Source organism: Flavobacterium sp. N3904, from assembly GCF_025947305.1.
GTDB lineage: Bacteria > Bacteroidota > Bacteroidia > Flavobacteriales > Flavobacteriaceae > Flavobacterium.
In genome coordinates, this window is record NZ_CP110009.1 from 1,979,641 (window position 1) to 1,995,878 (window position 16,238).

Annotated in this window: 15 protein-coding genes; all 15 read left to right on the plus strand. The window is 33.4% G+C overall.

What is annotated here, in order from left to right; all coding sequences use genetic code 11:
• Nucleotides 1–5 precede the first annotated feature (5 nt).
• The 15 genes from OLM57_RS08225 (at nt 6) to OLM57_RS08295 (ending at nt 16,188) form a co-directional block, all read left to right on the plus strand.
• Entirely contained in the window at nt 6–833 is an 828-nt protein-coding gene (locus OLM57_RS08225; RefSeq protein WP_264566721.1) for a polysaccharide pyruvyl transferase family protein, read from the plus strand.
• A complete protein-coding gene (locus tag OLM57_RS08230; RefSeq protein WP_264566722.1) occupies nt 830–2,224 on the plus strand; it encodes a UDP-glycosyltransferase in 1,395 nt (464 codons plus the stop codon). Before OLM57_RS08225 ends, OLM57_RS08230 begins: the two co-directional genes overlap by 4 nt.
• A 3-nt stretch (nt 2,225–2,227) precedes the next feature.
• Nucleotides 2,228–3,661 carry an MBOAT family O-acyltransferase gene (locus OLM57_RS08235; RefSeq protein ID WP_264566723.1) on the plus strand — a complete coding sequence of 478 codons (1,434 nt, stop codon included), beginning with the start codon at nt 2,228–2,230 and terminating at the stop codon, nt 3,659–3,661.
• 166 nt (nt 3,662–3,827) lie between these two features.
• Nucleotides 3,828–4,709, plus strand: a complete 882-nt coding sequence (locus OLM57_RS08240) for a hypothetical protein (RefSeq protein WP_264566724.1) — start codon at nt 3,828–3,830, stop codon at nt 4,707–4,709.
• 15 nt (nt 4,710–4,724) lie between these two features.
• Nucleotides 4,725–5,603, plus strand: a complete 879-nt coding sequence (locus OLM57_RS08245; RefSeq protein ID WP_264566725.1) for a hypothetical protein — start codon at nt 4,725–4,727, stop codon at nt 5,601–5,603.
• A gap of 6 nt (nt 5,604–5,609) precedes the next feature.
• Complete coding sequence (locus tag OLM57_RS08250; protein WP_264566726.1) at nt 5,610–6,755, plus strand: glycosyltransferase family 4 protein; 1,146 nt, start codon at nt 5,610–5,612, stop codon at nt 6,753–6,755.
• Nucleotides 6,756–6,757: 2 nt separating this feature from the next.
• A complete protein-coding gene (locus OLM57_RS08255; RefSeq protein WP_264566727.1) occupies nt 6,758–8,296 on the plus strand; it encodes a glycosyltransferase family 2 protein in 1,539 nt (512 codons plus the stop codon).
• Nucleotides 8,289–9,308 carry a glycosyltransferase family 47 protein gene (locus OLM57_RS08260; RefSeq protein ID WP_264566728.1) on the plus strand — a complete coding sequence of 340 codons (1,020 nt, stop codon included), beginning with the start codon at nt 8,289–8,291 and terminating at the stop codon, nt 9,306–9,308. The genes OLM57_RS08255 and OLM57_RS08260 overlap by 8 nt, the downstream gene beginning before the upstream one ends.
• Entirely contained in the window at nt 9,305–10,303 is a 999-nt protein-coding gene (locus OLM57_RS08265) for a glycosyltransferase family 2 protein (RefSeq protein WP_264566729.1), read from the plus strand. Before OLM57_RS08260 ends, OLM57_RS08265 begins: the two co-directional genes overlap by 4 nt.
• Nucleotides 10,303–11,112, plus strand: coding sequence for a class I SAM-dependent methyltransferase (locus tag OLM57_RS08270; protein WP_264566730.1), 810 nt, complete (start codon nt 10,303–10,305; stop codon nt 11,110–11,112). Before OLM57_RS08265 ends, OLM57_RS08270 begins: the two co-directional genes overlap by 1 nt.
• A 6-nt stretch (nt 11,113–11,118) precedes the next feature.
• On the plus strand, nt 11,119–11,673 hold the full coding sequence (locus tag OLM57_RS08275) for a serine O-acetyltransferase (RefSeq protein ID WP_264566731.1): 555 nt from the start codon (nt 11,119–11,121) through the stop codon (nt 11,671–11,673).
• On the plus strand, nt 11,673–12,791 hold the full coding sequence (locus OLM57_RS08280; RefSeq protein WP_264566732.1) for a glycosyltransferase: 1,119 nt from the start codon (nt 11,673–11,675) through the stop codon (nt 12,789–12,791). The genes OLM57_RS08275 and OLM57_RS08280 overlap by 1 nt, the downstream gene beginning before the upstream one ends.
• Nucleotides 12,788–13,861: a glycosyltransferase gene (locus OLM57_RS08285; RefSeq protein WP_264566733.1), complete on the plus strand. Its 1,074-nt coding sequence runs from the start codon at nt 12,788–12,790 to the stop codon at nt 13,859–13,861. Before OLM57_RS08280 ends, OLM57_RS08285 begins: the two co-directional genes overlap by 4 nt.
• 1 nt (nt 13,862) lies before the next feature.
• Nucleotides 13,863–15,206: an O-antigen ligase family protein gene (locus OLM57_RS08290; RefSeq protein ID WP_264566734.1), complete on the plus strand. Its 1,344-nt coding sequence runs from the start codon at nt 13,863–13,865 to the stop codon at nt 15,204–15,206.
• Complete coding sequence (locus tag OLM57_RS08295; RefSeq protein ID WP_264566735.1) at nt 15,178–16,188, plus strand: glycosyltransferase family 4 protein; 1,011 nt, start codon at nt 15,178–15,180, stop codon at nt 16,186–16,188. The genes OLM57_RS08290 and OLM57_RS08295 overlap by 29 nt, the downstream gene beginning before the upstream one ends.
• Nucleotides 16,189–16,238: the final 50 nt, after the last annotated feature.

The following is a 16,238-nucleotide window of genomic DNA, read 5'->3' on the forward strand; positions in this document are numbered from 1 at the left end:
AAAGGATGCTTTTTTTTAACAGAATACGAGTCTTTTGGTGGAATGAAAAAATAATTCAGGGTAAATCTAAGGAAAACTATGGTGATGTTTTAGGAAAATACCTTGTTGAAAAAATTTCGGGTAAAGAAGTAGTTTTTGCTTGGCCGAAAAAGTTTTCTATTCTCGATTGGTTTGCTCCGATTTATGTAACTATTGGAAGTATTTTAACAAACGTAAATCACAAATGTATCGTTTGGGGCAGCGGAATTATTAGCAAAGATTCTAAAATTAAGAATGCTATTTTTTTAGCAGTACGCGGCCCTCAAACCCGAAAATATTTATTGAGTTTGGGATACAAAGTCCCAGAAGTATATGGCGATCCTGCTTTGCTGCTGCCAGATTATTTTAATCCGAAAGTAGTTAAAAAATACGTTTACGGTATTGTACCTCATTACAATGACTATAAAATAATTCAAAATTGGTTTAAGGAACAAAATCATGTCAAAATTATAGACATGATGACCAATGATATTGAATCCAAAACCATTGAATTTTTGGAATGCGAAAAAGTAATTTCGTCATCTTTACATGGTGTCATCATTGCACACGCATATCGTATTCCAGCAGTTTGGCAACCGTTTTCTGACGGCATTTTTGGCGATGATATTAAATATCAGGATTATTTTGAATCGGTACAAATTCCTTCTTATAACCCTTCAATAAGAACTAGAGAATTTTCAGATATAGAATTAGAAAAATTGTTTGAAGAAAATATTAGTTTGCCGGATGAACACGTAGTAGAATCTTTAAAAAGAGGTTTGATAGAAGTTTGTCCTTTTAAAGATAAATTATGAGTAAAAAAGTATTTGTTTTTTTTCCGGATGGTGTAGGACTACGCAATTTTGCTTTTACCAAATTTAAAGAAATAGGAGAAGAAAAAGGTTATCAAATCGTCTATTGGAATAATACTATTTTTTCGTTAAAAGATCAGTTAGGATACGATGAGGTTAAAATTGAGAACCACAAAACGCATCCTTTAACGCCAGTTTACTCCAGAATAAGAAAACATATAGAACTGAATTTTTCTCAAAAGAAATTCAATGATAAGGTCTATGAAACCTATAAATTTCCATTTGGCTACAAGGGTTTCAAAAATACTTTAAAGACATTATATATTCGATTATTAATTGGTTTTAATTCTTCACAAAAAGGAATTATACGAATAAGAAAGCGTATCAATGCCTTGGAACGTTCTACAACAAAGTATCAGTATTGCAAAGCACAATTATTAGAACATGAACCAGATTTGGTTTTTTGTACAACACAAAGAGCAACTCAATCTATTAGTGCATTATTGGCGGCCAAGGATTTAGGTATTCCGGTAGTAGCATTTGTATATTCATGGGATAATGTTCCTAAAGCAATGCAAGTTGTTGAAGCCGATTTCTATTTTGTCTGGAGTGATTTAATGAAAGAAGAAGTCCTGAAATATTATCCTTTTGTAAAAGAAAATCAGGTTTTTGTAACAGGAACACCTCAGTTTGAGCCTCATTATGATAGAAGTCTATTTAAAACTAGAGAAGTTTTTTGTAGCGAAAATAACTTAGATAGTTCTAAAAGATATATTTGCTTCTCTGGTGATGATGAAACAACCTCTCCACTAGATCAGTATTATCTGGAGGATTTGGCAAAAGTAGTTCGAAGCTTAAATGTAAAAGGTGAAAATCTTGGTATTATTTACCGAAAATGTCCCGTTGATACCACTACGCGATATCATGCAGTTATTGATGCCAATAAAGATGTAATAAGAGTTCTCGATCCGTTATGGAAAGCAGCGGGTAAAAATTGGAACGAAATTTTACCAACCAAAGAAGATTTGGGATTATTGCATAACGTTTGTGCACATTCAGAATTTGTAACCAATGTATGCTCTTCTACCGTTTTTGATTTTGTTGCACATGACAAGCCCTGTATCTATTTTAATTACGAACAACCGCAATTAAGAAAAGGAATAAGAGATATTGGTCAAAATTATAAATACGTTCATTTTAGAAGCATGCCATCACAAGAAGCAGCTGTTTTTTGTACCAATAAAGCAGATTTGGAAGATCAGGTAAAACAAATTTTGGACAAAAAATTATCAAATGTACCTGATGGTAAAAAATGGTATGAAATAGTTGCTGGAGAAAATCCATCAGGAGCATCAGAAACAATTTGGTACAATATTAAAAAAATTATAGAATAAATTATGTTTTTCAATTCGCTGGCTTTTGCCATTTTTTTACCCATTGTTTTTTTCTTGTATTGGTTTGTTTTTAATAAAACAAAAAGAACCCAAAATGCACTTCTTATTATTGCGAGTTATTATTTTTATTCCTGTTGGGATTGGCGTTTTTTGTTTCTGCTGGTTTTCTCCACATTTCTGGATTATTATACCGGGATTCAAATTGAGAAAAGCACTAAAGATAAGGGGCGTAAGTTTTGGTTTTGGTTGAGTATTATTGCCAATTTGGGGTTTTTAGGCATTTTTAAATACTATAATTTCTTCTCTGTTTCGTTTGCACAATTGCTTACATCTGGAGGTATTAAAGTCAATCCTATTTTGTTGGATGTTATTCTACCAGTGGGGATTTCATTTTATACGTTTCATGGATTGTCCTACGTGATTGATATTTATTATAAACGCATTAAAGCCGAATATAATTTTGTTGATTATTCTTTGTTTGTTAGTTATTTTCCGCTTTTGGTGGCGGGTCCTATCGAAAGAGCGACTCATTTATTGCCTCAGGTAAAACTAAAAAGGGAGTTTAATTTAGTCCAAGCGAAAGAAGGTATCTGCCAAATCATTTGGGGTTTGGTCAAAAAAGTGGTTATAGCAGACACTTGCGCCATTTATGCCAATGCTATTTTTGATAATTATACCTCAATGAATTCTTTGTCACTTATTTTGGGAGCTATTTATTTTGCGTTCCAAATTTATGGTGACTTTTCAGGGTATTCTGATATGGCATTGGGAATGTCAAAATTGTTTGGACTGGATTTGTTGCGCAATTTCAATTACCCTTATTTTTCAAGAGATATTGCTGAGTTTTGGAGACGTTGGCACATTTCTCTTTCCTCGTGGTTTCGCGATTATCTCTACATTCCATTGGGAGGAAGCAAAGGTTCAAAGGCGATGCAAGTCCGTAATGTCTTCATTATATTTGTGGTAAGCGGTTTCTGGCATGGCGCCAATTGGACCTATCTTGCTTGGGGTTTTCTCAATGCCGTCTATTTTTTGCCTCTTTTGTTATTGAACAGAAACCGAAGCAATATTGATGAAATTCAATTGCACTGGAGTTGGGATTCGGTACGAACGATTGTAAGTATTTTTACGACATTTATTTTGAGCACAATTGCCTGGGTATTTTTTAGAGCCAAAACCATAACCGATGCTTTTTTGTATCTGAAACGAATAGTAGTAAATAGAGAATTCTCTTCGCAATATCTTGAAAACGAGCGTTACAACTATGAATTGCTTTTGATGGTTGGCTTGTTTGTTTTGGTTGAATGGAATAACAGAACGAAAGTGGAGCCTATTTCGGGAAAATACAATACGGTAAAGTTGGCTTTAGCAATAGCTGCCATTCTCGCTTTTGGAACCTATTCGGATTATAAGGAATTTATATATTTTCAATTTTAATAAACGGAGGATTTTCAATTACCCACCCCGGTCTTAAAGGGAGTCGGAAATGAGGAGCTGATGTAAAAAACAACATGCGTATTTCTTTTTTACACCCTTTAGGGTTGGGGAAATAAAAAAGAAATTATTTGAATCATTAATGATTAAAAAAAAGAATGTAATTCTAATGAAAAAGTTTTTACTATTCACTTTAAAAATATTAGTTCTAACGATACTAACCGCTGTTGTTCTAGATTTACTCTATACTGCTGTTTATTTGCAATCGAACAAAAGGGAAAAAATAGATTATGTTTACAATTCAAAAGGCCGAAATTATGATGTAATATTTTTAGGCTCTTCCCGAGCCAATAACCATTTTGTTGCCCAGATGTTTGAAGATAAAGGACTGAAAACATTCAATTATGGTATTAGTGGTTCACACTTGTTTGAATCGGCTTTGCTATTGAAATTAATGGAAGAACGTCATTATAAAATAAAAAACCTGATTCTTGAAGTCGATTTAAACTTGTCAAACGAAAGTCGTTCGGATGGAATTACGGCAAAGGTGGTGCCTTATATTCATCATTCTGAAATTGTAAAACAGCATTTGTCTAATGAGAAAGATTTCAATTTACTGTATTATATGCCGTTTTATCGGTACATTACCTTTGATTCTCGAATTGGGTTTAGAGAAATCTATAATACATTAATTCAAAAGCGCACCAATAATTTGGATAACCTTGGTTTTTATGCTTTAGGCAAAAAACCAAATGCCAACATGAAAAATAATATTATCAAACTGAATCCTTTGCCTCACAATAAATACTACGAACAGATAAAACAAATTTGCAGAGACAATAAGATTAATCTTATTGCTGTAATGACCCCCATGTGTGAGAAAACCAAAGGAATTAATTATTTTGAAAAAGTAAAAGCACTTTATCCAGAAATTCACAATTATGAAAATGTGGTAATAGAGGACAAATATTTTTCGTCTTGTGGTCACATGAATAATGCTGGAGCAAGATTGTTTACCGCCCGAATTTTGAAAGATTTTTTTAATAAATAGTTAGCCAATTTTTTAATGAAAAGATTTTTGTTATTTATTTTAAAAACACTTATTCTGATAATAGTTATCTGTGTTGTCCTAGACTTATCGTATACAGGCGTTTATTTACAATCGACCGATAGAGGAAAGATTGAAAAGGTATTTAACTCCAAAAAAGAAATATATGATGTGGTTATTTTGGGTTCTTCTAGAGCCAATAACCATTTTGTTGCAGAGATGTTTGAATGTAAAGGTTTGAAAACATTTAATTACGGTATGAGTGGCGGGCAATTGTTTGAAGCTGATTTATTATTGAAATTAATGATTGAGCGGCATTATAAAATTAAAAATGTAATTTTAGAAGCCGATTTAAATTTGTCAATTGATCATCAAGCAGAAGGAATTTCGGCTAAGTTTTTACCATACTTAAATAATTCAGTAACTATTAAGAAGCATTTTGAAAAAGAAAGAGATTTTGCGGAGTTGTATTACATTCCCTTTTATAGATTTATAAAATTTGAAACTCGTATCGGCATAAGAGAAACTTTTTTTACTTTAATTCATAAAAAGTCAAGTTGGTTGAATCATAACGGATATTACCCTCTGTTTAATCAAAATGGGAATATGAATAAAAATATAGAAAAACTAAATCCGTTGCCTCACAATAAATACTACGAAGAAATAAAACAAACATGCAAGGACAATGGCATTAATCTCATTGCACTAATGACACCAATGTGTGAAAACACCAAAGGAATTAACTATTTTAATAAGGTTCAACAACTGTATCCCGAGATTCATAATTATGAAAATGTAGTGGTAGAGGATAAATATTTTTCCTCTTGCGGACATATGAATGATATGGGAGCGAGGTTGTTTACCGCTCGAATTTTAAAGGATTTTTTTAATAAATAAAAAAGTATGCACATCGCTTTTCTAACATCCGAGTATCCACACGAGCGTGTACATCATGCAGCAGGAATTGGTACCAGTATCAAGAATTTGGTTGTAGCTTTGGCGAAAGAAGGGGTAACAGTTTCTGTTTTTGTATATGGACAAGATGAGGAGGCCGTTTTCCTTGAAGAAGGTGTCAAAATATATTTGATAAAGAATCAAAAGTATAAAGTGTTTGGTTGGTTTTTGCATCGAAAATACATTCAAAACTATTTGAATAAATACATTGTTTCAGAAGGAGTTGATTTGGTTGAAGCTCCAGACTGGACAGGAATCACCGCTTTTATGGATTTAAAAGCACCACTCGTAATTCGATTTCACGGAAGTGATACGTATTTTTGTCATTTGGAACAACGAAAGCAAAAACTGAAAAACTTTTGGTTCGAAAAATTGGCAATTGCCAAAGCCCAAGCTTTTATTGCCCCTACTCGTTTTGCCGGAGAATTGTCAAAAAAGCTTTTTGGTATTAAAAATAAAAAAATTCAAACGATTCACTACGGATTGGAGTTGAGTCAATTTCAAAATAATACTCCTTTGGTATATGAGAAAGGTTTGATTTTATACATTGGTACAATAATCCGAAAAAAAGGGATATTGGAATTGCCCGCAATTTTTAATAAAGTTCGAAAAAAATATCCAGGAACAAGATTAGTTTTAATTGGAAGTGATTCCTATGATATACAGACAAAATCCAAATCAACATGGAAGTTAGTACAACAAGAATGCCATAATGAAGATTTGAGTTCTATTTCTTATCTGGGTAAAATTCCGTATCGAGAAGTGCAAGAATACATAAAAAAAGCCCATGTTTGTGTTTTTCCTACTTTTGCAGAAACTTTAGGGATGGTAACTATAGAATCGATGGCGTTGCAGAAACCAGTTGTGAACAGTAATATTGGCTGGGCTCAAGAATTGATTGTCGACGATGAAAGTGGATATTTAGTTTATCCCAAAGAGCACGATATGTTTGCGGATAAAATAGTGGGCTTGTTGCAAGACGAAAATTTATGCAGTAGTATCGGGAGAAATGCAAAAACAAGGGTCGAAACTGTTTTTGATATCAAAAAAACGGTAAATCAAAATGTTGATTTTTATAAAACGTTAATAGGTTAATTTTGATTGTAGTCTATCATAATAACAAGTCCATTGTCAGAGTTGAAGCTAATGATAAGTCAATAGTTTTTGATGAAAAAAGCTCTATTGCTCATGGATTAATGCAATTAGCGATTCGGTTTCCAGAATCAAAATTGGTTTGGTGTTACCAAGAATGTTGTAAGTACATTAATTTAGAAGAGGTGCCAAAACTTATGCATCATCAAAAAATGATGTTATCCTATAATCCAAGTGGCAGTAATTATTTAGGAAACAGAATTGGTTATGTTGAGGATTCACCTTATATCAATATAAATAAAAAAGTGAGCTACCCGACTTGGCAAATGAGTAGTTTTGTAGGCGTTATAAATGCTTCCGTTTTAATTGCTTTCAAAGACAAAATAAAATTAGATTATGATTTTGACTATTACCTCAATTCTATTGCCAAAGTAGGTATGCCCTTGGGATTATTATGTTATTCAGAACCTAAATTATTATCTAATATTCAAATTTCACAAACTGAAAAAGCTACGGTTTTTACCCTTTTTAGATTTGTAAAGCAACATTACAAAACCCGTTGGGTATTCTTATTACTATTGAATCTCTTTGTGTATGAGTTACGATTATCACTTTTAGAATTTATATATGCCTTTTTATTTAAAAACAGAAACAGTACTACAGTTTCTTTAAATAAAATCGTTGTTCATTCTTCCCTAAAAGTTGTTGATAAAGCAACGCTAGATGTTATTATTCCCACTATTGGCCGGAAAAACTATTTATATGATGTATTGCAAGATTTAGCCAAGCAAACCCATTTGGCTATAAATGTAATTATAGTTGAGCAAAATCCACAAGAGGGCAGTGTTTCAGAATTGGATTATTTGCATACCGAAAGTTGGCCGTTTGCCATTAAACATACTTTTACGCACCAGGCAGGAGCTTGTAACGCCAGAAATTTGGCTTTGAGCCAAGTGGAAAGTGAATGGGTGTTTTTGAATGATGATGATAATCGATTTGACTCGGATTTAATAGAAAGAGTGCTTGGAAATATTAGAAAATATGGTGTTAAAAGTCTTACTACATCTTATTTGCAAGAGGGAGAAAAACTTCGATATTCTATAATTTCACAATCAGGTATTTTTGGTTCAGGGAACAGTTTTTTGAAAGCGGAATTATTAAAGTATGTTTCTTTTGATAAATCTTTGGAGTTTGGTTATGGAGAAGACACTGATTTTGGTTTGCAATTGAGAAATTTAGGTATTGATATAATATATTTTCCAGAGCCTGCTATTTTGCATTTAAAGGCACCTATGGGAGGATTTAGAATAAAACCGGTTTTTGAATGGTCGAATGAAGTAATTCAGCCCAAACCATCTCCTGCTATTATGTATGTGAAGAAAAAACACAATACAAAAGAGCAAGTCTTGGGTTATAAAACGACTTTGTTTTTTAAATTATTAAAAAAGGAAAAAAGTATAAATTATATTTCATTTATACTGTCTTTTAAAAAAAAATGGAATGAAAGTTTGTATTGGGCTAATCAATTAAAAAATAATGATTAAAATTTATACAGATACTGAATTTATTACTGCAAAAAACAGAAGGATTATTTTTCCTTTGTTATTTGAATTGTGTTATTTAAAAAATGTCAATCTTTTAAAAGAATACAATTTAGTGGATTCAATAGACGAGTCGGACATTATAATTGTTCCTGTCGATATTGGCTTTCTGATAAAAAACAAACAATTACATTATTTGAAGCAGTTTATTACAAATGGTAAATTGCAAAACAAAGTGATTTGGGCATACAGCGGAGGGGATTTTGGCAAAACAATTCAAGATGATATTTACCTCTTTAGGCTAGGTGGATTTAATTCTAAAATGAATGATAAAACAAATATTTTGCCCTCTTTTATTCATGATCCTTATGAAAAATTTATTCAAAAAGAGTTTGTCGTTTTAGAAAAAGAATCCATTCCATCTATTGGGTTTGTTGGTAATGCCAATGGTTCATTAAAGAGTTTGTTTAAAGAATTCGTGGTTTATTTATATGTAATAGGTTTAAATATTAAAAATAATTTTTACTCAGATTATCAGTCATTTTATCCTTCAGGATATAAAAGATATCGATTGCTAAAGAAAATTGGAGCTGATTCAAGAGTTAAATCAGATTTTGTTTTTAGAAAAAAACACTCTAGAGCCTCATTAGATACTTTTCAAATCAAAACGGCTACAATAGAATTTTATCAAAACATGTATCAAAATCCATATGTTTTTTGTTTGAGGGGGTTAGGTAATTTTTCGGTACGTTTTTATGAAACATTGGCTATGGGAAGAATTCCTGTAGTTGTAGATACTGATATAAGATTGCCTTTTCATAATAGTATAAATTGGGAAAAACATTGTGTTTTTGTTGAAGAAGAAAATTTCGTAAATCAATTATTAGATTTCCATCTTAAAATTCCTAAACAAGATTTTATATTGATGCAAGAAAATAACAGAAAGCTATTTTTGAATGTTTTGTCCCGTGAAAGTTATTTTGTCGAATGGTTAAAAAAAAAATCAGATAAATGAAATTCTCCCTAATTATTTGTACCTATATGCGTCCCGAATCCTTGCTTCAATTATTGCAGTCGGTACAGGAACAATCCCTATATCCGAATGAAATTTTGATTGTTGATGGTTCTGTTAATGGGGAAACACAACGTATAATAACAGATCATCCTTTTCAGAATCTGAATTATTTTCTGGTTCCAAAGGAGCATCGAGGCCTGACCAAACAGCGCAATTTTGGAATCGCCCGAGTTGGATTGGATTGCGGAGTAGTTTGTTTTTTGGATGATGACACCATTTTAGAAAAAGATTATTTTGAGCAATTAATCAACACCTTTAATCAAGATAATGCCATAACAGGTGTTGGTGGAGTTGCCATTAATGAAAATGCCTGGCAATTAATAGATTCAAACAGAAAATATAATAAATACAAGTACTTTCAGTTTGATAGGTATGTTTATAAGGAAGGACAACGTAATGTACTACGAAATTACTTGGGTTTGCAATCGAATCTAAACCCTGGAAAAATGCCTGATTATTCGCATGGAAGAACTTGTGGATTCCCTTTGAATGGTAAAACCTATGAAGTTGATTTGTTAATTGGAATGTCAATGGCATTTAAAAAAAATGTTGTCGATAAAATCCAATTTTCATCTTATTTTGAGGGTTATGGTTTGTACGAGGATGCTGATTTTAGTATCAGAGCTTTGGAGTTTGGTAAAAATGTAATCAATACAAAAGTGCAATTGAGCCATTATCACAATGCTTCAGGAAGACCCAATCAATACCAATACGGCAAAATGGTAGTCCGGAATGGTTGGTATGTATGGCGTGTGAAAAGCCCAAACCCCTCCTTTGATGCCCGACTAAAATGGAATTTGATTACACTGCTCTTGACATTGATCCGATTTAGCAATACATTTACAACCAACACTAAAACGGAAGCCTTCAGTGAATCTTTAGGGCGAACTGTTGGATGGTGGAGTTTGTTTTTTAGTAAACCAAAACAGAAATAATGAAAACTACTGCATCAATATTAGAAACGAATATAAAGCAAGCCGAATTTTACAATACGAAAAAGAAAAATTTAGCTACCCGTATTTGGTCCCAATTTAGAAATGGCATCCTGAATAAGATAAAAAAGGCCGTCGGCGTACAAGATCAAGCGTATTTATTGCACAAAGAATGGTTTGGTGATCTGAGCTCCAAAAAAGTATTGGATTTAGGCTGTTTTTCCGGAAATTACTGGTCCATGTATTTGGCAGAACATTCTAAAGTGTATTTAGGAATTGATTTGAGCGATGTTGCTATTGCAAAATTGAATGAACGATTAGCCGCTTTTCCAAATGCAAGTGCCAAAGCTATTGACTTTCTCTCAGCCGAATTTGTAGACAAGGATTATGATTTAATCTATGCCTATGGGGTTTTGCATCATTTTGAAAACACTACCATTTTAATTGATAAGCTCAATGATAAATTAGCTCCAAACGGGCAAATTATCAGTTATGATCCATTGGAGACCAGTTTGCCGATAAAGATAATACGAACCTTGTACCGCCCGTTTCAGTCGGATGCCGCCTGGGAATGGCCCTTTACCAAAAAAACGTTTTATCAATTTCAAGATGCTTTTACTATTATCGAAAGACGCGGACTTCTTGGTAAATCAAAGTGGATGGCGTTGATTTCAATACTTCCGATATCAGATCAGAAAAAAAATAAAATCGGTCAAAAGTGGCATAAAGAGGATTGGGAAAATTCTAAAATGTCAGATTCTGTGTTGTTTGGTTGTATGCATTTGACTATGTTAATGCAGAAAAAAAACTAGTTTTAAATGAATTTACTTCAACTTATACAATCTGATTACAGGAAACATCAAAAATATGGAGGCCATTTTTTTGGAATTGTGTTTTTGACACAAGGATTTTGGGCTGTTTTTCAATATAGGATTGCCCATTTTGTTTATTCCAAAATAAAATGGCAACCGTTTCGATTGTTTGGTTTATTGTTTATGTTATTCTGGCAGAAAATAATTGAAATTAGTAGTGGGATATCCATCCCAGCCTCTTCAAGCATTGGGCATTCTTTTTATATTGGCCATTTTGGAGGTATTATTATCAATGCAAATGCTGTTATAGGTAACAATTGTAATATTTCGCAGGGAGTAACTATCGGCGTTTCGGGAAGAGGCGAAAAACGAGGAACCCCTATTTTGGGTAACGAAGTATATGTTGGTGCCAATGCAGTGGTATCGGGTAAAATTACTATTGGGGATAGTGTTTTAATAGGCGCCTGTTCTTTGGTAAACGATTCTGTTTCGGAGGGCTCGGTAGTGCTAGGTGTTCCAGCGGTAGTTGTTTCCCAAAAGGGTTCTAAAGAATATATTTGATGAAATTACTAATTGTTTCGGCGGCTCCATTTATTTTTAAGGATGAAAAGTGTTTTGCCTATAGTCCTTATGTAAAGGAGTTGGTTATCTGGGAAAAATATGCAACAGAGATTTCTTTTTGCTGCCCCGTTTGGAAAACTCCAAACGGATTATTGGTTGAAGAAATTCCATTTGATGTAAAAAAGCACTTCAGATTAATTGATTTTAATTTAAATAATTTTACCAATATCGGTAAAGCCTTTTTTTATGCTTTATGGAATGTTTTAATTATTTTTAAGGCGATGTACCAAGCTGACCATATTCATTTGCGATGCCCCGGAAATATTGGCTTATTGGGTTGTTTCGTTCAAATTTTCTTTCCGATCAAACTAAAAACGGCAAAATATGCAGGAAATTGGGACCTAAAAGCGAAACAGCCCTGGAGTTATCGTTTGCAAAAATGGATTTTGAGCAATACCTTTTTGAGCCGGAATATGCAGGTTTTGGTCTATGGTGAATGGGACGGAAGCACGAAGAACATAAAACCTTTTTTTACCGCTACCTATTCGGAAGCCGATAAAGTACCGCTGAAATCATTGGATCTACAGGGAATACTACATTTTATTTTTGTTGGTACCTTAGTACCAGGGAAAAATCCATTGTATGCCATTCAATTAGTCGAAGTATTGTATAAAAAAGGATATAATGTCCGATTGGATTTGTATGGAGAAGGCATAGAGCGTAAGTTTTTAGAAAATTACGTCGTATCCAATGATTTAGAAAAGATTATTCAAATGCATGGAAACCAAAATCTAGAAACTGTTAAAAGTGCCTATCAAAACAGTCATTTTGTACTTTTGCCTTCCAAAAGTGAAGGTTGGCCCAAAGCAATTGCCGAAGGAATGTTTTGGGGATGTGTTCCAGTAGCGACTCCAGTATCGTGCTTACCTTTTATGCTCAATGGTGGAGTGAGAGGTGTGTTGTTGCAAATGAATATGGAAGAAGATTGTCAACAATTAGAGTCAATTCTAAAAAATGATATTGCTTTCGAAACTAAAAGAAAACAAGCATCGGATTGGTCCAGAAAATATACCTTAAATGCTTTTGAGTCGGCCATAAAAAAAATGCTTGTGCTATGAGAATTATACAAATCATAGATTCCCTTGAAGCAGGCGGCGCCGAGCGTATGGCCGTAAACTATGCAAATGCATTGGTTAGTGAAATTGATTTTTCAGGACTGGTTGCCACCCGAAAAGAAGGTCCGTTGCTGCATCAACTTGATACAAAAGTCCCGTACTTATTTTTGAATAAAAAACGACAACTTGATTTTGTCGCTCTATTTCGATTACGGTCTTTTGTTAAAAAAAATAAGGTGACCCATATTCACGCCCATAGTACGTCCTTTTTTTTGGCTTTTTTATTGAAAATTATTCAGCCTTCGCTAAAAATTATCTGGCATGATCATTATGGAAACAATGAATTTCTAGCAACAAGACCCAGTTTTGTGTTAAAACTGACTGCGCCTTTTTTTTATGGAATCATAGTTGTTAATCAAAAACTCAAAAAATGGTCAGAGGAAAAACTAAAAGCTAAGAATGTCATTTATTTGCCTAATTTCCCAATAAAAGAAATTGGTGCCGGTGATCCTACTTTACTGGAAGGTACGGTTGAAAAACGAATTGTATCTCTGGCCAATCTAAGGGAACAAAAAAATCATTTTTTACTGTTGAAAGTAGCCCAAAAACTAAAAGAATCCCATCCTGACTGGACTTTTCATTTGTTTGGGAAAAATTTTGAGGATGACTATTCCAGACAAATTGTAAAACAAATTAAGGAGAGTGATTTAGAAAACAATGTTTTCCTTTATGGCTCCAAGCAAGATGTTGAAAATATACTTAATCAGGCCTCTTTTGCGATTTTGACATCAAAATCGGAAGGCTTGCCTGTTGCGCTGTTGGAGTATGGATTGCATAAAAAAGCTGTAGTAATTACCAATGTGGGCGAAATGCCAATGATCGTGCAAAACCAGAAAAACGGACTTATCGTACCTTCCAACAATGCCGATCTGTTTTATAATGCTTTAGTAGAATTGATAAGTAATGAAATGTTGCGCTCTGAATACGGCACTGCGCTTTACGAAACCATTCAAGCGGACTATACTGCAGAAAGCGTATTGAAAAAATATTTAGGTTGGTTGAAAAAAGCATAAAATGAAGAAAGAAGAATTATCATATATTTATCTACTGCTGTTTCATGCTTTTGTTGGGGTATTGTTATTTGCGTTGCCTTTTATTTCTAAAATATACACTTTAACTATTTTTGTTTTTGGTATATTTTATATTGTAAAAAATAAAAACAGAAATAATGAAGCACTTCTAATTTCAGCCTATATTGTGGGTGCTGAAGTACTTTTAAGGATGACTGGTGGAATGTTTTTGAATGAGTTTGCAAAGTATGCTATCCTGATTTTTATGTTTTTAGGCATGATTTATTCGGGATTTTCCAATAAAGCTATCTTGTATTGGCTGTTCTTGATATTGCTTATTCCTAGTATTATTATCGCTACGGTTTCGTTGGATTTTGAGACTGACATTCGAAAAGCCATCGCATTTAATATTTCAGGACCCGTTTGTTTAGGGATTTCGGCTATATATTGTTACCAACGACCTATCACTTTTGACAGATTAAAGGGAGTAATTACAGCTTTTTCTTTGCCATTGGTTGCTATTGTAGTTTATTTATTTCTGTATACTCCTAGTGTAAAAGATGTGGTTACAGGAACGCAATCCAATTTTGAAACCTCGGGCGGTTTTGGTCCCAATCAAGTATCTACAATTCTTGGATTGGGAATTTTTGTTTTTTTTGTACAACTATTGTTAAATTCCAAAAATAAAACATTTCAATTGATCAATGCCGGATTGGCTATGGTTTTTGCTTTTAGGGGAATCGTAACTTTTTCCCGAGGAGGAGTAATGACAGCAGTCGTGATGATTTTTCTTCTTTTGGCAGTACTTTATTTTCAGGCTGGAATTAAGACAAAACCCAAAATAGGATTGATTATTATCTTCTCCTTTGTGGCAGGAATGGGTGTTTGGGGATACAGCTCAGTACAAACCAGCGGGTTAATTAATAAACGGTATGCGAATCAAGATGCTAGAGGACGAGAGAAAAAAAGTCAATTAACTGGAAGGGAAACACTCATTGCCACCGAATTGCAAATGTTTATTGATAACCCTATTTTTGGGGTTGGTGTAGGCAAAAATAAAGAGATTCGGGAAAAAGAAACAGGAATACAATCGGCTTCCCATAATGAAATAACCAGAATGTTGGCAGAACATGGTTCACTTGGTTTAATAGATTTAATGATTCTTTTTTTTACCCCTTTATTTTTATTTATAAACAACCGTCAAAATATATTGGCGCTTTCTTTTTTGGCTTTTTGGTTATTGACCATCAATCATGCTGCCATGCGCCTGGCTGCACCCGCTTTTGTTTATGCCCTCTCATTATTAAAAGTCTATACTGTTGAAGCACCTACTGTACATAGGAAATAAACTATCAGGGCATGGAGTTACTCCAACCACTATCGAAACTCTTGGGCCACTTTTGGAGCGGGAGGGATATATTGTTTTTTATACTTCTTCCCAAAAAAATAAGTTGTTACGGCTGATGGCTATGTTGTATAGTGTTTTTCGTTATTGTAAAGCAATAGATTATGTACTTATTGATACTTACAGCACAATCAATTTTTGGTACGCATTGGCCACAAGTCAATTGTGCCGATTATTACGATTAAAATATATTCCAATTTTGCACGGGGGTAATTTACCAGACCGATTAAAGAAAAATCCAATAGTTAGCAGAATGATTTTTGATCATTCCTATTGTAATGTGTCTCCTTCACTTTATTTGATGGAGCAGTTCAGAGAACACGGATTTTTTAATTTGGAATACATCCCCAATAGTATAGAAACCGAAAATTATCCTTTTCAAGTACGCGAAAAAGCAGCTCCAAATCTTTTGTGGGTGCGCTCCTTTGCTACTATTTATAATCCAATAATGGCTCTGGAGGTGTTTTATAAATTAAAGCAAATCTACCCAAATGCGACTCTTTGTATGGTTGGGCCTGAAAAAGACGGTAGTTTAGCAAAAGCACAACAGAAAGCAACAGCATTAAATCTGGATGTTCATTTTACAGGAAAACTATCCAAAAGTGACTGGATCAGTCTTTCAAGTAATTATTCTATTTTTATCAATACGACTCATTTTGACAATATGCCCATAAGTATTCTGGAAGTTATGAGTTTGGGTCTGGCCGTGGTTTCTACAGCAGTTGGAGGTATTCCATTTTTATTGGAACATAAAAAAGAGGCCTTGTTAATTCCAGATAATGATGTTGATAAAATGGTTGAGGGTATCATTGAATTGATTGAAAACCCTGTTTTTTTTGTTGAAATTACTTCAAAAGCAAGAACGAAAGCAGCGCAGTTTGAATGGCAAAGTGTCAAGCCTAAGTGGATAACTATTTTAAAATAAAAAAGATTTAAATTTTTATTATAAGTAACTTGCAAGTCCCCCCAAATTTG